Raw genomic sequence first — 17,592 nt, forward strand, 5'->3', positions numbered from 1 at the left:
AGCGGCGACGCCGCCGTCAGCTAGTCGGTGCCACCGGGTCGCCGTCGAGATCGCCCGCCTGCTCGTCCTGTGCCGCCGGAGTCCCGAGCGGGGGATTGGCGAGGATGCGATCCGCGAGCGCGGTGAGCACAGCGGGATCCTCGATGGTCGCCGGGGGCTCCACGTGTTCGCCCGCGGTGAGCTGGCGGATCGTCTTGCGCAGGATTTTGCCGGAGCGGGTCTTGGGCAAACCGGAGACGATGATCGCGCTGTGCAGGGTCGCGATCGCGCCGATCTGGGTGCGCACCCGCTCGGTGAGCTCCTCGCGCAGCTGCTCGGGGTCCACCTCGACGCCCTGCTTGAGCACCACATACGCCAGCGGCAGATGGCCCTTGATCTCGTCGGGAACGCCGATCACGGCGCATTCGGCGATGGCGTCGTGGCCCGAGATCGCGGCCTCGATGCTGCCCGCAGAGAGCCGGTGCCCGGCCATATTGATCACATCGTCGCTGCGCCCGAGCACGTAGAGGTAGCCGTCCTCGTCGAAGTAGCCCGAGTCGCCGGTGAGGTAGTGACCGGGGAACGCCGACAGATAGGAGCGGAGGAACCGCTCGCGGTCGCGCCAGAGCCCGGTCAGCGCGCCGGGTGGGAGCGGCAGCCCGATGACGATATTGCCCTCCACTCCGGTGGCCACCGGATTGCCGTTGGCGTCGAGCACCCGCAGCCGGTAGCCGGGCACCGGCACGCACGAGGACCCCGGCTTGACCGGCAGCTCCTGGAGTCCGAGCGGATCGGCGCAGATCGGCCAGCCGGTCTCGGTCTGCCACCAGTGATCCACGACGGGGGTGTCGGGGTGGTCGGCGAGCAGGGTGTCGGTGGCCCACTCGAAGGTGGCCGGGTCGAGCCGCTCGCCCGCGCAGAACAGCGCGCGCAGCCGGGACAGATCGCAGCGCCGCGCCATGGTGGCCGCGGGGTCGGCGCGACGGATCGCGCGCAACGCGGTCGGCGCGGTGAACAGCACCCGCACCTCGTGTTCCTCGATGATCCGCCAGAACACGCCCGCGTCCGGGGTGCCGATCGGCTTGCCCTCGTAGAGCAGCGTGGTGGCGCCGACGAGCAGCGGAGCGTAGACGATATAGGAGTGGCCGACCACCCAGCCGACATCGGAGGCGGCCCAGAACACCTGACCGGGACCGACGTCATAGATGTTGCGCATCGACCAGGACAGTGCGACCGCGTGCCCGCCGTTGTCGCGGACGACGCCCTTCGGCTTCCCGGTGGTCCCCGAGGTGTAGAGGATGTAGAGCGGATCGGTAGCGGCGACCGACACCGGCTCGGCGGGCGCCACCCCGGCGACGGTGGCGTCCCAGTCGACCCAGCGGGCCGCGACGGTCTGCGCCGAGGACGGCAGCACATCGGTGGCGGGCTGCGGTGCGGCGAACTCGATGGTGGGGAACTCGGGCCGCTGCTTGACGATCACCGTGCGCACCGAGGTGGTCTCGGCCAGATCGAGTGCCTGCAGCACGATCGGCGGGTACTCGATGCGCCGGTTCGGTTCGAGGCCGCCGGACGCGGTGACGACGAGCACCGGTTCGGCATCGTCGATCCTGGCCGCCAGCTCGGGGGCGGCGAACCCGCCGAACACCACCGAGTGCACCGCGCCGATCCTGGCGCAGGCCAGCATCGCGATCACGGCCTCCGGGATCATCGGCAGATAGATCACCACCCGGTCGCCTGCGGTGACCCCGAGATCGCGCATCGTGCCCGCGAACCGGGCGACCTCGTCGAGCAGCTCGGCGTAGGTGTAGACCGTGGTGGTGTCGGTCATGGCGGAGACGTATATGAGGGCGGCCTGGTCGGCCCTACCGCCCTCGGCGACGGTGCCTGCCCGCACGTGCCGGTCGAGCGCGTTGACGCTGGTGTTGAGCCGGGCACCGGGGAACCAGCGGGCCGCGCGCTTGTCGGCGGCGTCGACGATCTGGTCCGGCTCCACATCCCACTCGAGGTCTTGGGCTGCGGCGGACCAGAAGTGGGCTGGATCGACCAGACTGGTCTGATAGACCGGCCGGTACTCGTGTTCGGTGTCCAAACCCGTGACTCCCTAGCCTCGCTTCGATGCCCGCTCGATAGATCCAGATGATTGTGGCAGACTTCACGCGACGCCCGTTGTGGTGCCGCGACCTTTGGTTTTGCCTGGAACGGGCAGGTCATCGCGCGGACTCGCACCGGGAGTCTGCCAAGAAGTTATTGATCCGTTAGAATCTGTTGTCACTTATTCGGGCAGTCGTAGACGCAATTTCTCGGCCAGCCGCAGTTCTCGGCCAGTCACTCCGGCGAGCCACCATTGCGCCTGTGGAGGTTCGCTGATGGCGCAAGGTACCGAGGCCAGTTTGGAAAGTGAGTGGGAGATGCGTGACGCCGCTAGGTCCGGCAGCAAGCGCTGGGCGCTCGGCAACTGGGACCTGCGTTGGAAGGTTACGGCGGTGCTCGCCGTGCCACTTGCGGTCGCGGTCGGGCTCGGCGTGTCGAGAATTACCTCGGAGTTCTCCGAAGCCAACCGGCTGTCGAGCATCAACGAGCAGGTCGACACCATCCCGTCGGTCACCGCGCTCAGTGCCAGCACCGCCAAGGTCGCCGGTAGTCAGATGGTGCCCGCCGGCGGCGGTGCCACCCTGGTCACCGACCAGGACCTGACCGAGCTCGACGCCGCCATCGGCGCGGCGCAGTCCTCGCTGGGCAGGCTGGTCGATCTGCCGACCGCGCACGGCGCGCTGGAGCGGATGATCACGCAGGCCCAGGCGGTGCGCGCGCAGGGCAAGGGGCTCACCTCCTCGGCCGAGCCGGCGCTGGCCGGGGTCGACCAGATGCGCCGCGACAGCGTCAGCGTCGTCGAGACCACCGTGGCGCAGGTCAGCGACCCGGTGATGGATACCGCCAAGCTCCGCCTCGTCGACACGCTCAACACCCGTTCGGTGCTGGTGACCGAGCTCGCCGGCATTTCCGAACTGTTGCGCGGGATCCCGACCGGTCCGCAGACCTACCTCACCGGTGTCAGCACCGAGCGCCACATGCTCGATGTGCTCGCCAACCGTCTGGCCGAAGGCGATCCGGTCATCGCCGAGCTGAACGCCCAGGCCGATGTACGACAGAACCTGATCAGCGGGCTGGACGTCCAAACGGGCAAGCTGCCCATCGGCGAGATGCGAACCTCGCTGTACACCAGCCTCGCGGCCTACCAGGGTCTGGTCGACGACTCGAGTAAGTCCATCGAAGTCCTGATGGACGACCTCACCAGTTCCGCGGCCACCGGCGCGTGGACCTACACCGGCGTCGTCATCGCGACCATCCTCGCCGCGCTGCTGCTCGCAGTGTTCGTCGCCCGCTCGATGATCGTTCCGCTGCACCGCCTTCGCCTCGCCGCGCTGCGCGTCGCCGAATCCGATCTGCCGCACGAGGTGGCCCAGCTCCGTAACGGTGCCTCGCCCGAGGACGTGCCGCTGGAGCCGATGCCGGTGCGCTCGGCCGAGGAGATCGGTCAGCTCGCCCGCGCGGTCGACGACATCCACGGCCAGGCGCTGCGCCTCGCCTCCGACCAGGCCCAGATGCGTTCCCAGGTCAACGACATGTTCGAGACCCTGGCCCGGCGCTCCAAGTCGCTCGTCGACCATCAGCTCACGCTCATCGAGGCGATGGAGTACGACGAGAAAGACCCGCGCCTGCTCGAGAACCTCTTCCGCCTCGACCACCTCGCGGCGCGTATGCGCCGTAACGGTGACAACCTGCTCATCCTCGCGGGCACCAAGCAGCGCAGGACCAAGTCGGCCCCGGTCGAGATCGCCGACGTGCTGCGCGCCGCGATCTCCGAGGTCGAGGACTACGAGCGGGTCAAGCTCGGCGCCACCCCGCGCGGCTCGCTGGTCGAACCGGCCGCCTCCGACCTGGCGCACCTGTTCGCCGAGTTGCTCGACAACGCGCTGCGGGCCTCCCCGCCGGAGACCGACGTCAAGTTCACCTTCGCCCAGGCACACGACCAGGGCCTGCTGATCGAGGTCGCCGACCGCGGTATCGGTATGCCGCCCGCGGAGATGTCGGAGATCAACCGCAGGCTCGAGCAGACCGCGGAACCCGGTCCTGACACCGCCCGCCACATGGGTCTGTTCGTGGTCGGCAGGCTCGCCGAGCGGCACGGCTTGACCGTGCGGCTGCGGCCGACCTTCGACACCGCGCGCGATCCCGGCGTCACCGTCACCGTGCACGTGCCGGTCGGGCTGATCGTCACCGGCGCGGCCGGTGGTCCGGTGATTCCGGGGCAGATCGCGCCGCAGCAGGTGCGGCCGAACCCGCAGAACCAGCCGGCACCGCAGAACCCGCAGAACCAGCCGAGCACCATGCAGACCAGGGCGATCACCCGCACTCCTGGCGGCAACATGATGGTCACCGTCGACCCCGGCGTGAACAGCGGACCCATCCCGAGCGGCCCCGGCGGGCTGCCGCAGCGTCAGCCGGGCAACGCGATGTCCCAGGGCATGCAGTCCGACGCCACCGAGCAGTCCTCGCCGACGCTGCGTCCGCCCGCACCCGGCCAGGGCAATGTGCCGCAGCGCGGCAAGCTCGCGGCGGCCAACCTGCCCAAGCGCAGTGTGCAAGGCGGTCCGAACGGGCCACAGCGTCCGCAGGGTGGCGCGCCGAGCCAGCCCGGTGACGGCAAGCCTGCCGGTGCGCCACAGTCGCAGGGCGGTGGTCTGCCGCAGCGTCAGCCGGGTGCCAATGGTGCGCCCGCCCGCGATCAAGCCTCGCCGCCGCGTGAGGCGATGCCGCCGCAGCGCGACACCACCGCGGGTGGCCTGCCGCAACGTTCGCCCGGCGCCAACGGCGCGCCGCCGCGCGATCCCGCCGCGGGTCTGCCGCAGCGCGATCAGGGCAACCGGATGCCGCCGCGGGACCAGACCGGTGGCCTGCCGCAGCGTGATCAGTCGCCGGGCCTGCCCAAGCGTGACCCGTCGAACGGTCTGCCGCAGCGTGATCAGACCGGTGGGTTGCCCCAGCGCGACCCGGCCACCGGCCTGCCGCAACGCGATGCCGCAGGCAGTGCTGCGCCGCAGCGTGATTCGGCGCCGATCCCGCGTGATCCGGCGACCGGCCTGCCGCAGCGCTCGCCGTCCAATGGTCTGCCGCCGCGCGAACCCGCGCCGCGACTACCGCACCGCGAGCAGTCCGGTGGGTTGCCGCAGCGTGATCCGCTGAACGGTCTGCCGCAGCGCGAGCAGTCCGGTGGGTTGCCGCAGCGTGACCCGTCGAACGGTCTGCCGCAGCGCGAGCAGTCCGGTGGGTTGCCGCAGCGTGACCCGTCGAACGGTCTGCCGCAGCGCGAGCAGTCCGGTGGGTTGCCGCAGCGTGACCCGTCGAACGGTCTGCCGCAGCGCGAGCCGACCGGCGGTCTGCCGCAGCGTGACCCGTCGAACGGTCTGCCGCAGCGCGAGCCGACCGGCGGTCTGCCGCAGCGCGATCCGGCCAACGGCCTCCCGCAGCGCGGGGCGACGCCGTCCGGTCTGCCGCAACGCGAGCCCGGTGCTCAGCAGCCGCCCGCCACCGGTCTCCCGCAGCGGGGCGACACGGGTGCCGCAGCGCCGCAGCGCGATCCCGGCGCGTCCGGCCTGCCGCAGCGCGCGCCCGCGGCCGGCCTGCCGGTGCGCGAGACGCCGAACGGCACGCCGCCGCGGCCTGCCGAGCCGATTGGGCTGCCGCAACGTGATCCCGGCGCTACTGTGGTACCGCAGGCGACCGCTGGGCCAGGAGTGGCTCTGCCGCAACGGGATCGGGATCCTGCGGAGCCGGAAAACGCTGCGTCGGCAGGGCGTGATCCGGGTCGGCACAGTCTCCGGTCCAACCCGGCCAAGGCTGCGTCGTTCTTCCAGACCAGGTTGCAGCCGGCAACGGAGGGCGATTCCGTGATGGGCGGAACGCCGATCTTCGCGGAGATGATGTCGGCATGGCTGTCGGACGAGAATTCCGACCGGTCCCAGATGGCCGCCGCCTTCGAATCACCCGGTGACGAAGGATGGCAGGCCGCACGCAGGGCCAGCGAGGCGCAAGCAGAGGTTCGTACCGCTGCCGGCTTGCCTCAGCGCAACCCGGGCGGCAGGCTCGTGCCCGGTGGTGTCAGCGGTAAGGCCGACACCACCCCGCACCGTGATCCCGAAACGATCAGGTCCAGCTTGAGTCGTCACCAGCAGGGCGTCCGGGATGGCCGCGCAATGAAGGCAATGAACCTAACCGGAGATAAAGGAGACCGATGAACCCCGATCTAGGTGGTACGAACCGTCAGCTGGATTGGCTGGTTTCGAACTTCGCCAACGAGGTTCCTGGCGTAGCCCATGCCGTCCTGGTCTCGGCTGACGGCCTGCTGATGGCCGCGAGTGCCCAGCTCCCGGTCGACCGCGCGGAACAGCTCTCCGCCGTCACCGCGGGTCTGGCCAGTCTTTCCGTCGGCGTGTCGAATCTGTTCGAGGGCGGTACGGTACTGCAGTCCGTCGTCGAGATGGAGCACGGCTACCTACTGCTCATGGCGGTCGGTGACGGGTCCTATCTGGCTGTCCTGACCAACACGTCGTGTGACATCGGTCAGGTCGGCTACGAAATGGCTCTGTTGGTCGAGCGTGTGGGCCAGACCGTCCAGGCCACGCCACGCGTCACGATGGGTTCCTGATGGTGGGATGGACATAGACGATCACCGCATGGGGAGCGCCGAGCCCAGTCTCGTTCGCCCGTACTCGCTGACTGCAGGCCGCACCAGGCCTGCGGTCGAGTTGGCGTTGGAGGCTCTCGTAGCATCGCATCCGGTCGCCATGGAGCGGCAGTTCGAACTGAACAACCTCGAAACGTCCATCGTGGAGTTGTGCAGGCAATCGCCGTCCGTTGCCGAGATAGCTGCCCAATTGGGTATCCCGATCGGTGTAGCGCGGGTACTCGTGGCCGACCTCATCGAGGCCGGTCATGTCCGGGTCTCGGCGACATTGAAAGACGATTCCAGCGACGATGAACGTCGCGAGCTGATCGAAAGGGTTCTCAGTGGACTCCGGCGTATTTGATTCGACGGCGCAGGTCGACACCCGCACGAGCAAGCCGACTTCGGCGAAGATCGTTGTCGCCGGTGGCTTCGGTGTCGGTAAGACCACGTTGGTCGGTGCGGTGTCGGAGATCGTTCCGCTGCGCACCGAGGCGCTGGTCACCAACGCCAGTACCGGAATCGACAACCTGACCGGTATTCCGATGAAGTCGACCACCACGGTGGCGATGGACTTCGGCCGTATCAGCCTCGCCGACGACCTGGTCCTGTACCTGTTCGGTACCCCTGGCCAGTACCGGTTCTGGTTCATGTGGGACGACCTGATCCGCGGCGCCATCGGTGCCGTGGTGCTGGTCGACACCCGCAGGCTGGAAGACAGCTTCGCCGCTGTCGACTACTTCGAAGCGCGCGGCCTGCCGTTCCTGGTCGCGCTCAACGAGTTCGACGACGCGCCGAAGTACCCGCTCGAGGACATCCGTCAGGCGCTTGCCGTCCCCGCCGACGTGCCGATCATGTCGATCGACGCCCGCCGCAGGGAGCCTGCCAAGCAGGCCCTGGTCTCGCTCACCGAGTACGCGCTGCGCAAGGTGATGCAGGGCTACTGACCCGCGACGGGGCTGCCGCGATGAAGGCCGCAGCCCCGGCCGGGAACGTCGCCGGAGCACGCCCCTCCGGCGATGACCGCTGCCGTCAGGAAGCCGGACTTCGCTCTCGCGGCGGTGCGCTGTCCGAACGGACTGCCCGTTACGCTCGGTGGGTGCGGATATCGGCGGAGGATCTGATCGGGCAACTGCTCGACGCCGGGACGTTCCTGAGCTGGGACCTGCCCCCGGTCGAGCCCGCGGTCTCGCCGCACTACCGCCGGGAACTCGACGCGGCGGCGGAGCGAGCGGGTACCGATGAGTCGGTGCTGACCGGCGAAGGGCTGTTGCGCGGCCGCCGGATCGCCGTGATCGCCTGTGAATTCGCCTTTCTCGCCGGGTCGATCGGCGTTGCCGCCGCCGAGCGGATCGTCACCGCGGTCGAGCGCGCCACCGAACTCGGGCTGCCGCTGATCGCCTCGCCCACCTCCGGCGGCACCAGGATGCAGGAGGGCACAGTCGCTTTCGTGCAGATGGTGAAGATCGCAGGCGCGGTCGCGGTGCACAAGGCGGCGGGTCATCCGTATCTGGTGTACCTTCGCGACCCCACCATGGGAGGGGTGTTCGCGTCGTGGGGCTCGCTCGGTCACATCACCTTCGCGGCGCCAGGCGCACTGATCGGGTTCCTCGGCCCTCGGGTGTATGAGGCCCTGTACGGCAAGCCTTTTCCGTCCGGTGTGCAGACCGCCGAGAACCTGTACCGCAACGGTGTGATCGACGGTGTTGTCCCGGTGGAGGTGTTCCGCCGGATCGCGCATCGCGCGTTGAGTGTGGCCGGCGGGAAGGTGCTTCCGGTCTCGGCGGAGCCGGGTTGGGCTGCGCCGGTCCGTAATCCGGCGGGCGGTCGCGGCGCGGAACCGAGTGCGTGGGACTCGGTGCTGAGCACACGGCGGCCCGGCAGGCCCGGCATCCGCGACCTGTTGCGCCATGTCACCCAACGGGTTCCGCTCAGCGGCACCGGCCAGGGCGAATCCGATCGCACGGTGGTGCTCGCGCTGGCGCGCTTCGGTGGGCAGCCGTGTGTGGTCTTCGGGCATGATCGCTCCGGGCAGGAGGGCGAACACACCATGGGCCCCGCGGCGCTGCGCGAGGCGAGGCGGGCGATGGCACTGGCGCAGGAGCTGCGGCTGCCGCTGGTGCTGGTGATCGACACCGTCGGCGCGGCGCTGTCGAAGGAGGCCGAGGAACGCGGCCTCGCCCCGGAGATCGCCCGCTGCCTCGCCGACCTGGTCACCCTCGACACCCCGACCGTCTCGATCCTGCTCGGCCAGGGCACCGGCGGTGGCGCGCTCGCGCTGCTGCCCGCCGACCGGGTACTCGCCGCCAGGCACGGCTGGCTGGCGCCGCTGCCGCCGGAAGGCGCGAGCGCCATCGTCTTCCGCGATATCGACCATGCGCCGGAACTGGCTGCCGCGCAAGGCATCAAGGCCGGGGACCTGCTGGCTGACGGGGTGGTCGACCGGATCGTCGACGAGTTCCCCGACGCCGCCGACGAGCCGGTCGCGTTCGCCCGCCGGATGGTGCTCGCGGTCACCGAGGAGCTGGCCGTGCTGCGGGACCGGCCGCTGCCCGATTTGCGCGCCCGCAGACACACCCGCTACCGCCGGATCGGGCTCACCGGGGGCGCCGGCTGACCTGTGCCCCGCTTACCACCCGAATCCGCAGGTGGGGAAACACGCGAGGTGCCGTCGTTGACGCTGCGGCGAAGCACTTCTACCGTCGGAAGGGTGACCTTCCGTAGCGCAAGCAGCCAAGTTCCCACCATCGTGCTCAACAACGGGAACGTGATCCCGCAGCTCGGCTTCGGTGTCTTCCAGGTACCGGAGGACGATGTCACGCCCGTGGTGGCCGAGGCACTGAAGGTCGGCTACCGCAGCATCGACACGGCCGCGATCTACGGCAACGAGGAGGGCGTCGGCCGCGCCATCCGGGCCTCGGGCATCCCGCGCGACGAGATCTTTGTCACCACCAAGCTGTGGAATTCCGAGCAGGGCTACGACAGCACGCTGCGCGCCTTCGACGCCAGCATGCAGCGGCTCGGCCTGGACTATCTCGATCTGTATCTGATCCACTGGCCGGTGCCGACGGCCGGTCGTTTCGTCGACACCTTCCGGGCGTTTCAGGCGCTCGAGGCGCAGGGCCGGGTCGGCTCGATCGGCGTCTCCAACTTCCGGGTGATCGATCTGGAGACGGTGATCGCCGAGACCGGCCAGATCCCGGTGGTGAACCAGATCGAGCTGCATCCCACGCTGGCCCAGCACGACCTGCGCCAGTACGACGCCAACCACGCGATCGCGACCGAGGCGTGGAGCCCGCTCGGTCAGGGCACCCTGCTGGACAATCCCACCATCGTCACGCTGGCCAAGGAACTCGACCGCACGCCCGCGCAGGTGATCATCCGCTGGCACCTGCAGCTGGGCAATATCGTCATCCCCAAGTCGGTCACGCCGTCGCGGATCGCGGAGAACTTCGACGTGTTCTCCTTCGAGCTGGATTCGCAGGCCATGGCGGTGATCAACCGGCTGGATGCGGGCAAGCGGGTCGGCCCCGATCCGGCAACCTTCAGCGCCGGTCTGGGCTGATCCCCAGGTAGCTCGTCAGTTCGGCGGCCGCGGCGCGGCCCGCCCGGTTCGCGCCGATGGTGCTGGCCGAGGGCCCGTAGCCGATCAGATGGATCCGCGGGTCGACCGCCACCTGGGTGGCCAGCCTGCCGGTCATGGTGATGCCACCGCCCTGCCCGCGCAGCCGCAGTGGCGCCAGGTGGTCGAGTGAGCTGCGGAACCCGGTGGCCCACAGGATCACCTCGGCGGCCTGGAAGTGCCCGTCGGCCCAGCGCACGCCGGTGGGTTCGATCCGCTCGAACATGGGGTGCCTGGTCAGTGCCCCGCGGTCGCGGGCGGCGCGCAGCCGGGCGTCGAGCGGCAGCCCGGTCACCGAGACGACCGAACCGGGCGGCAATCCGCGCCGTACCCGGTCCTCGACCACGGCTACCGCGGCGCGCCCGTCCTCCTCCCGGAACGGCTCGGACCGGAATACCGGCTCACGCCTGGTGACCCATGTGGTGGAGGTCACCTGGGAGATCTCGTCGAGCAATTGCACCGCCGAGATGCCGCCGCCGACGATCACCACGTGTTTGCCCGCGAACTCCGCCGCGCTCCGGTAGTCGCGGGTGTGCAGCTGGCGCCCGGCGAAGGTGTCGGCACCGGGATACCGGGGAACGAACGGGTGCTCCCAGGTGCCGGTGCCGTTGATCAGGCCACGGGTGCGCAGCGTGCCCGCGCCCTCGGTTTCGACCTGCAGCACCTCGCCCCGCCCGGCGCAGGTCTGGCCGTCGGCGGTGCGGTCGCAGACCACTCGCACCGTCACCTGCCGGTGGACCCGCAGGTCGAAGCGCTTCTCGTAGAGCTCGTAGTAGTGCGGGACCGCCGTCGCCGCCGGTGCGGACTCCGAGCCGGGCGGCAGGGTCTCGGCGAACGACATCCCCGGCAGATCGTGCACCCGGTTGACCGTGGTCAGGGTGAGCGAGGGCCAGCGGAACTGCCAGGCACCGCCGGGGCCGGGCGCGTGGTCGACGATCAGGAAGTCGCGTTCGGGGACGAGTCCGCGGCGGCGCAGGTGGTAACCGGCCGAGAGCCCCGCCTGGCCCGCGCCGATCACCAGGATGTCGAAGTCGGTCGCCACAGCCGCCGATGGTATCGCCTTACCCGGTGTTGTCAGTTCGCTGTGGCAGAGTGATGACATCCATGGTGTCGGAGTTCTCCTGGGGAGGATGCATGCTCGGCGTGACCCGCGATGGTGATGTGATCACCATCGAAATGCGGCGCGAGGAACGGCGCAACGCGCTCAACGAGGAGCTGGTCGGCCAGTTGCGCGCGGCCATGCTCGACGCCGTCGACCAGGGCGCGCGGGTGGTGGTGCTCACCGGCCGTGGCCCGATCTTCAGTGCCGGAGCCGACCTGTCCGGGGTGTACTCGGAGTCGTTCCTCGACGGCCTGCTCGACATGCTGCACACCATCGAATCCCTGCCGGTGCCGGTGATCTCCGCGATCAACGGCGGCGCGCTCGGCGCCGGGGTGCAGCTGGCGCTCGCCTCGGATCTGCGGGTGCTCGAGGCCGATGCGTTCATCGCGGTCCCGGCCGCCAAGCTGGGTATCTCGGTCGACCGCTGGACGGTCTCACGACTGGTGTCGCTGATCGGTGGCGGTCCGGCCCGCACCATCCTGCTCGCCGCGGATCAGGTCTCGGCGTCCGACGCCTACACCTTCGGCTTCGCCAACAAGATCGGCACCCTGGCCGACGCGCAGGACTGGGCCAAGGCCATCGCCGCGCTCGCCCCGCTGTCGCTGCGGGCGATGAAACTCATGCTCAACGACGACGGCACTCGCGACCCGGCGAGCGCACAGCAGCGTGCCGCCCTCGAAGCGGCTTGGGCCAGCGACGACGCGAAGGAGGGCCGCCAGGCCCGGCAGGAGAAGCGCCCGGCGAAATTCCAGGGGCGCTGATGGGGATCGCACGCGTCGCGGGAACGGTGGCGAGCACGCTCGGCCTGGCCTGGGTGGCGCGTGCGGCGTGGGGCCTGCCCGCGGCGCTCGGTGCCGGACAGGCCGAGATCGCGCCGACCGCTCTCGGCAAGTCGTCGTATCGCGACGGCCGCTTCCACAACACCGAACCGAGCAACACGATGGCGCCCGGCGCCGCGCCGTCGCTGCTGTGGTCGGGACTGACCAAGCGCGGGGTCGGCAAGCCCGCCCGGCCGGTGCCGCTGGTCACCCCGGCGCCGCCGGAGCGGGCCGCCGAGCTGGCGGTCACCTGGTATGGGCACGCGAGCGCGCTGGTGGAGATCGACGGGTACCGGGTCCTGGCCGATCCGGTATGGAGCGAGCGGGTCTCGCCGTCGCCGGTGATCGGCCCGGCCAGACTGCATCCGGTGCCGGGCGACCCGTCGGCGCTGCCCGCGGTCGACGCGGTGATCATCTCCCACGATCACTACGACCACCTGGACAAGCCGACCGTCGAGCAGTTGGTCCGCGAACAGCGCGCGCCGTTCGTCGTGCCTACCGGCATCGGTGCCCACCTGCGGCGCTGGGGTGTGCCGGCGGACCGGATCGTCGAACTCGACTGGGGTGGTTCGGTCGAGCTCGGCACCGGCGATCTCACCATCACCTGCGCCGAGGCGCGGCATTTCTCCGGCCGCGGACTGGTCCGCAACACCACGCTGTGGGCTTCCTGGGCGCTGACCGGTCCGACCAGGCGGGTGTACTTCGGCGGCGATACCGGCTACACGAAGGCGTTCGCCCAGTCGGGCGCGGTGCTCGGTCCGTTCGATCTCACCCTGCTGCCGATCGGTGCCTACGACGAGCGCTGGACCGATATCCACATGAATCCCGAGGAGGCGGTGCGCGCGCACGCCGATCTGTGCCTCGGCGACCCCGGTCACGGTCTGCTCGTCCCGATCCACTGGGCCACCTTCGACCTGGCCTTCCACGGCTGGTCCGAACCGGTCCACCGGCTGGTGGCGGCCGCCGATGTGGCCGGTACCCGCGCAGTTGTCCCCAAGCCGGGTGAGCGGGTGGTTCCGAATGACCTCCCACCGCGGGTTTCGTGGTGGAAAGATGTGGAGTGATGCGACCCAGTTCGGGAAAGGACATCGGCAGATGAGTATCGTGGACACCTTGAAGGGCCTGCTCGGTAAGGGCAAGGAAACGGTCGAACAGAACGCCGACAAGATCAACGAAGCGGTCGACAAGGCCGGCACGTTCATCGACGAGAAAACCGGCGGCAAGTACAGCGACAAGATCGAGAAGGGCAAGGACGCCGCCAAGAAGGTCGTGCCGCCGCAGGCAGACACCGGCGACGCGGCGCCCAAGACCGATCCCGGCACCACGCCGGGTGGCACGGCTCCGACCGATCCGGGACCGCAGGCCTGATTCGGTGCGCGGGGGCCGGGAGCGATCGGTCCCCGCCGCCGAACCGCGTCGATGGTCTACCGGGAGTTCCGGGGCCGACCGGGTGAGCCGGAGATCGAGGTTGAGCTCAGCAACCTCGACAAGGTGCTGTACCCGGAAACCGGGACGACCAAGGGCGAGGTGATCGCCTACTATTCGGCGATCGCCGAGGCGATGCTGCCCCATATCGTGGGGCGCCCGGTCACCAGGAAACGGTGGCCCAACGGGGTGGACCACCCCGATTTCTTCGAGAAGAACCTGCCGGAGCACGCGCCGGCGTGGATCCAGCGCCGCGCGATCGAGCATGCCAGCCGCAGGGTGGTCTACCCGCTGATCGACTGCGAGGCGGGAATGGCCTGGCTCGGTCAGCAGGCGGCGCTGGAAGTCCATGTGCCGCAGTGGCGTTTCGACGGTGCCGAGCGTGGGCCTGCCACCAGGATCGTGTTCGATCTGGATCCCGGCCCCGGCGCCGGGCTGGCCGAATGCGCGCGGGTGGCGCTTGCGGTGCGTGCGCTGGTCGCCGAGATCGGGATGCGCGCCTACCCGGTAACCAGCGGTAGCAAGGGAATTCACGTCTACGTGCCGCTGGAACGGGCGGTGAGTTCGCCGGGCGCGTCGACCGTCGCCAAGCAGGTGGCCACGAATCTCGAAGCGCTGCACCCGGATCTGGTGACCGCCACCATGGCGAAGAGGGCCCGCACCGGCAAGGTGTTCCTGGACTGGAGCCAGAACAACGCGGCCAAGACCACGATCGCCCCGTACTCGATGCGCGGCCGGGCCGAGCCGAATGCCGTCGCACCCCGCAGCTGGGCCGAGATCGAGGACGCGGAGTCGTTGCGCCAGTTGCGCTTCGACGAGGTGCTCGCGCGCTGGCATGCCGACGGCGATCTGCTGGCCGATCTCGATCCGCCGCTGCCGAGCGGCCCCGACGCCCTGACCAGATATCGCAGTATGCGCGACCCGGCGCGCACCCCCGAACCGGTGCCCGCCGCGGCACCACGGCCCGGCTCCGGCGACCGGTACGTGGTGCAGGAACATCACGCCCGCAGGCTGCACTGGGATGTGCGGCTCGAGCGCGACGGGGTGCTGGCCTCCTGGGCGGTGCCCAAGGGTCCACCGACCGAGCCGAAACAGAATCGGCTCGCCGTCCGCACCGAGGATCATCCCGTCGAGTACCTGGAGTTCCGCGGCACCATTCCCAAGGGCGAATACGGCGCGGGCGAGATGACCATCTGGGATTCGGGGACCTACCTCACCGAGAAATGGCGTGACGACGAGGTGATCGTCGAGCTCGACGGCGAACGCCTGCACGGGCGCTACGCGTTCATCCGCACCAGCGGCGACCAGTGGCTGATGCACTACATGCGCGATCAAACCCGACGGGAACCGCTGGTGGACAACGGTTCCGGTGATCTGCCGCACGGCGTGTCACCCATGCTGGCGACGGCGGGTGAAGTGGACGCACTGCCCGCGGGGGAGTGGGCCTTCGAGACCAAATGGGACGGGTTCCGGGTGATCGTCGAGGTCGACGACGGCACCGTCGCCGTTCGCAGCAGGGCGGGCAATACGGTGACCGAGCGGTATCCCCGGTTGGCCGCGCTGGGCGCGGAGCTGGCCGGGCATCGGGTGGTCCTCGACGGCGAGGCCGTCGTGCTCGACGAGCGTGGTCTGTCGGATATCTCGGCGCTGCAGGCGGATCCGGCGCGCGCGGTCTTCGTCGCCTTCGATGTGCTGTTCCTGGACGGCACGTCCCTGCTGCGCAAGAAGTACCGCGACCGCAGGGCCGTCCTCGAGGCGCTGGGCAGACTTGCGCCGTCGCTGAATGTCGCCGCACTGCAAGAAGTTTCGGGTGCCGAGGCGATGCGGGTGAGCCGAGAGCAGGGGCAGGAGGGGGTCGTAGCCAAGCGGGTCGACTCGGTGTATCTGCCGGGAAAGCGGGCCAAGACCTGGCTCAAGCAGCGCAATTGGCGGTCACGTGCGGTGGTGATCGGCGGGTGGCGGCGCAGCGACAAGCGGGAGTTCAAATCGCTGCTCGTCGGTATTCCGCACGAGAGTGGGCTGGTCTATATCGGCCGGGTCGGTACCGGTTTCGATGCCGAGCAGGCCCGCAGGCTCGCTGCGGAGCTGCGCCCGCTGCACCGGGTGAGTTCGCCGTTCGTCAACGAGATGACCGCCGAGGAGTGCCACGACGCGCAGTGGGTCACCCCGAAGCTCGCGGGCACGGTGCGTTTCCAGGCCTGGACCGATACCGGGCGGCTGTGGCATCCGGTGTGGGACGGCCGCTCCGAGTGAGTTCCCCGCGAAAGCTGTGATGTTGCTAGGGTGATCGCGTTGGTCTGGAGTTCGAATCAGCAAGGAGTGCACGGTGGATTTCAAGAACCTGGCGGGCAAGGCGATGGATCTGGCTTCCCAGCATGCGGACAAGGTCGACGACGTGATCGAGAAGGCCGGTGACGTGGTGGACGACAAGACCGGTGGCAAGTTCGCCGGCCAGGTCGATTCGGCGCAGGAAGCGGCGAAGAAGGCCATTCGCGACCAGGCGTGAGTTGTCTCGGCGGGCCGGTTCGACCGGCCCGCCGAACTCGGCGCTGAGAGTTAGCCGGTGCCTCGGTTGCCGGTCATCAGGCCGGTGATCGTCGCGACATCGGTGACCAGCGCGTTGCCCTGGAACGCGAAGTCGTCGTAGGCCCGCGCGATGGCTTCCTTGTCGCGACCGCCGCAGGCATCGCTGATCACCACGGGCACGAAACCCAGGTCGGTGGAGTGGGTCACCGTCGGCGCGATCCCGATCTCGAGCGCCACCCCGGCGATGGCGTAGGCACCGATGTTCATATCGCGCAGCAGCGCGGCCAGCGGGGTGCCCTCGAACGCCGACATCGACATCTTGTCGAGGACGAGCTCATCGGGGCGGGGCACCAGCTCGGGCACCAGTTCGAAGGCGGGCGTGTCGCGCTGCAGGATGAACTGCACGTCGTCAACGGATTCGGCCTGTTGCCAGCTCATCAGCAGGCGCAGCGCGTATACCCCGGACAGCCGCCGCGGCGGGAAGAAGTGGCGCAGGAAGATCACCGGATAGCCGGCCGCGCGGGCCGCGTCGACGAGGCGCGCGACGCGGTCGACCACGTCCTGGCCGTCGGGAAGCTGACCGAGGACGCCGACCTGCATGTCGTAGACGATCAGCGCCATCCGATCCGGCGCACAGAGGTCATCGAGAGAATCGGGAATGTCGAGCCCGTTGCCATATCGCACCGACGCCAGTGTAGGCGCCGGTGCGATGGCGAACAGGCTACTGGCGCAGACTAGTTGGTCTGCTGAGCCCAGCGGGTAGAGCCGGGCGGTGCGGCCAGGGTGCTGATCAGATCGATGCCGGCGATGATCAGGGTGGGGCCACCGGCGACGATGGTGCCGATGATCCCGCCGACGCTGGCGCCGGTGATGAGACCGGGCAGCGCGCCGATCCCGCCGGCGGCCGCGCCGAGGACGAGGCCGATGCCCGCGCCGATCGCCATGCCGACGAAACTGCCGATGGCGGTCGCGAGGCCGAAGGTGGACGCGAAATTGGCCTGCGCCGCGTAGTTCTCGGCGGGCGATGCCACCGGGGTCAGGTTCGGCCGCGCCGTGCTGACGTCCTTGACGGCGGTCAGTTCGAACACCCGGTCGTCCTCGCGCAGCTTGTGCGGGAGCGGGTATTCCATGCTGCCGTCGCGCACCGACAGCGGCATCGAGACGAGTGTCGCGCCCGCCTGATCACGGACGTGCACGGTGCCGTTGTCGATGGCGAAGGTGCCGTTGGTCAGGGTGGTGACGACCGTGTTGCCGATGAGCTCGGTGTGGAAGCCGACGTCCGGCGTCACCGGTTCGGCATTCGCCACGCCGGCGCCGACCAGCGCTGCCGCGAGGGCAGGGATGACCGCGGCGGCGAGCTTGCGGATGATCATGTGAACGTTCCCATCTGGTTCAT

Annotated in this window: 15 protein-coding genes; 11 read left to right on the forward strand and 4 right to left on the reverse strand. The window is 69.4% G+C overall.

Annotation, left to right across the window (positions count from 1 at the left end; translation table 11 throughout):
• Positions 1-16: 16 nt before the first annotated feature.
• A complete protein-coding gene (locus tag ACFOW8_RS06685; RefSeq protein WP_378546972.1) occupies positions 17-2,068 on the reverse strand; it encodes an AMP-binding protein in 2,052 nt (683 codons plus the stop codon).
• Positions 2,069-2,387: 319 nt separating this feature from the next.
• Between ACFOW8_RS06685 and ACFOW8_RS06690 the strand changes: the two genes are divergently transcribed.
• From ACFOW8_RS06690 to ACFOW8_RS06715, 6 genes are all read left to right on the forward strand, one after another.
• Positions 2,388-6,275 (forward strand): HAMP domain-containing sensor histidine kinase, encoded by a 3,888-nt coding sequence (locus ACFOW8_RS06690; protein WP_378546975.1) that lies wholly within the window; start codon positions 2,388-2,390, stop codon positions 6,273-6,275.
• Entirely contained in the window at positions 6,272-6,685 is a 414-nt protein-coding gene (locus ACFOW8_RS06695; RefSeq protein ID WP_011207200.1) for a roadblock/LC7 domain-containing protein, read from the forward strand. Before ACFOW8_RS06690 ends, ACFOW8_RS06695 begins: the two co-directional genes overlap by 4 nt.
• Before the next feature lie 7 nt (positions 6,686-6,692).
• Complete coding sequence (locus tag ACFOW8_RS06700; protein WP_019044950.1) at positions 6,693-7,067, forward strand: DUF742 domain-containing protein; 375 nt, start codon at positions 6,693-6,695, stop codon at positions 7,065-7,067.
• The gene (locus ACFOW8_RS06705; protein ID WP_019044951.1) at positions 7,048-7,650 is read left to right on the forward strand and encodes a GTP-binding protein; all 603 of its coding nucleotides are present in this window, start codon (positions 7,048-7,050) and stop codon (positions 7,648-7,650) included. Before ACFOW8_RS06700 ends, ACFOW8_RS06705 begins: the two co-directional genes overlap by 20 nt.
• A gap of 152 nt (positions 7,651-7,802) precedes the next feature.
• Positions 7,803-9,320 carry a carboxyl transferase domain-containing protein gene (locus ACFOW8_RS06710; RefSeq protein ID WP_378546982.1) on the forward strand — a complete coding sequence of 506 codons (1,518 nt, stop codon included), beginning with the start codon at positions 7,803-7,805 and terminating at the stop codon, positions 9,318-9,320.
• A gap of 93 nt (positions 9,321-9,413) precedes the next feature.
• The gene (locus tag ACFOW8_RS06715) at positions 9,414-10,268 is read left to right on the forward strand and encodes an aldo/keto reductase (RefSeq protein ID WP_378546985.1); all 855 of its coding nucleotides are present in this window, start codon (positions 9,414-9,416) and stop codon (positions 10,266-10,268) included.
• Here the strand turns inward: ACFOW8_RS06715 and ACFOW8_RS06720 are convergent.
• Complete coding sequence (locus ACFOW8_RS06720) at positions 10,249-11,367, reverse strand: NAD(P)-binding domain-containing protein (RefSeq protein WP_378546988.1); 1,119 nt, start codon at positions 11,365-11,367, stop codon at positions 10,249-10,251. The two genes, ACFOW8_RS06715 and ACFOW8_RS06720, sit on opposite strands and share 20 nt — an antisense overlap.
• Before the next feature lie 92 nt (positions 11,368-11,459).
• On the opposite strand from ACFOW8_RS06720, the gene ACFOW8_RS06725 reads away from it, so the two are divergent.
• From ACFOW8_RS06725 to ACFOW8_RS06745, 5 genes are all read left to right on the forward strand, one after another.
• A complete protein-coding gene (locus ACFOW8_RS06725) occupies positions 11,460-12,188 on the forward strand; it encodes an enoyl-CoA hydratase (RefSeq protein WP_378546991.1) in 729 nt (242 codons plus the stop codon).
• Positions 12,188-13,309 carry an MBL fold metallo-hydrolase gene (locus ACFOW8_RS06730; RefSeq protein WP_378546994.1) on the forward strand — a complete coding sequence of 374 codons (1,122 nt, stop codon included), beginning with the start codon at positions 12,188-12,190 and terminating at the stop codon, positions 13,307-13,309. Before ACFOW8_RS06725 ends, ACFOW8_RS06730 begins: the two co-directional genes overlap by 1 nt.
• A 31-nt stretch (positions 13,310-13,340) precedes the next feature.
• Positions 13,341-13,613 (forward strand): antitoxin, encoded by a 273-nt coding sequence (locus ACFOW8_RS06735; RefSeq protein ID WP_378546997.1) that lies wholly within the window; start codon positions 13,341-13,343, stop codon positions 13,611-13,613.
• Positions 13,614-13,664: 51 nt separating this feature from the next.
• Positions 13,665-15,923: an ATP-dependent DNA ligase gene (locus ACFOW8_RS06740; RefSeq protein ID WP_378547000.1), complete on the forward strand. Its 2,259-nt coding sequence runs from the start codon at positions 13,665-13,667 to the stop codon at positions 15,921-15,923.
• 73 nt (positions 15,924-15,996) lie between these two features.
• Complete coding sequence (locus ACFOW8_RS06745; RefSeq protein ID WP_378547003.1) at positions 15,997-16,176, forward strand: antitoxin; 180 nt, start codon at positions 15,997-15,999, stop codon at positions 16,174-16,176.
• Positions 16,177-16,226: 50 nt separating this feature from the next.
• Here ACFOW8_RS06745 and ACFOW8_RS06750 read toward each other — a convergent pair whose 3' ends face one another.
• Together ACFOW8_RS06750 and ACFOW8_RS06755 are read right to left on the reverse strand one after the other, a co-directional pair.
• On the reverse strand, positions 16,227-16,880 hold the full coding sequence (locus tag ACFOW8_RS06750; RefSeq protein WP_378547006.1) for a cysteine hydrolase family protein: 654 nt from the start codon (positions 16,878-16,880) through the stop codon (positions 16,227-16,229).
• 50 nt (positions 16,881-16,930) lie between these two features.
• Positions 16,931-17,569 (reverse strand): ammonium transporter, encoded by a 639-nt coding sequence (locus ACFOW8_RS06755; protein WP_378547009.1) that lies wholly within the window; start codon positions 17,567-17,569, stop codon positions 16,931-16,933.
• Positions 17,570-17,592: the final 23 nt, after the last annotated feature.

This window comes from Nocardia rhizosphaerae, from assembly GCF_042650365.1.
GTDB classification, from domain to species: Bacteria; Actinomycetota; Actinomycetes; order Mycobacteriales; family Mycobacteriaceae; genus Nocardia; species Nocardia rhizosphaerae.

Coding starts and splice junctions, on each gene's coding strand:
- ACFOW8_RS06690 (WP_378546975.1), top strand. CDS start 2,388: ATGCGTGACGCCGCTAGGTCCGGCAGCAAGCGCTGGGCGCTCGGCAAC.
- ACFOW8_RS06695 (WP_011207200.1), top strand. CDS start 6,272: ATGAACCCCGATCTAGGTGGTACGAACCGTCAGCTGGATTGGCTGGTT.
- ACFOW8_RS06700 (WP_019044950.1), top strand. CDS start 6,693: ATGGACATAGACGATCACCGCATGGGGAGCGCCGAGCCCAGTCTCGTT.
- ACFOW8_RS06725 (WP_378546991.1), top strand. CDS start 11,460: ATGCTCGGCGTGACCCGCGATGGTGATGTGATCACCATCGAAATGCGG.
- ACFOW8_RS06730 (WP_378546994.1), top strand. CDS start 12,188: ATGGGGATCGCACGCGTCGCGGGAACGGTGGCGAGCACGCTCGGCCTG.
- ACFOW8_RS06735 (WP_378546997.1), top strand. CDS start 13,341: ATGAGTATCGTGGACACCTTGAAGGGCCTGCTCGGTAAGGGCAAGGAA.
- ACFOW8_RS06740 (WP_378547000.1), top strand. CDS start 13,665: ATGGTCTACCGGGAGTTCCGGGGCCGACCGGGTGAGCCGGAGATCGAG.
- ACFOW8_RS06755 (WP_378547009.1), bottom strand. CDS start 17,569: ATGATCATCCGCAAGCTCGCCGCCGCGGTCATCCCTGCCCTCGCGGCA.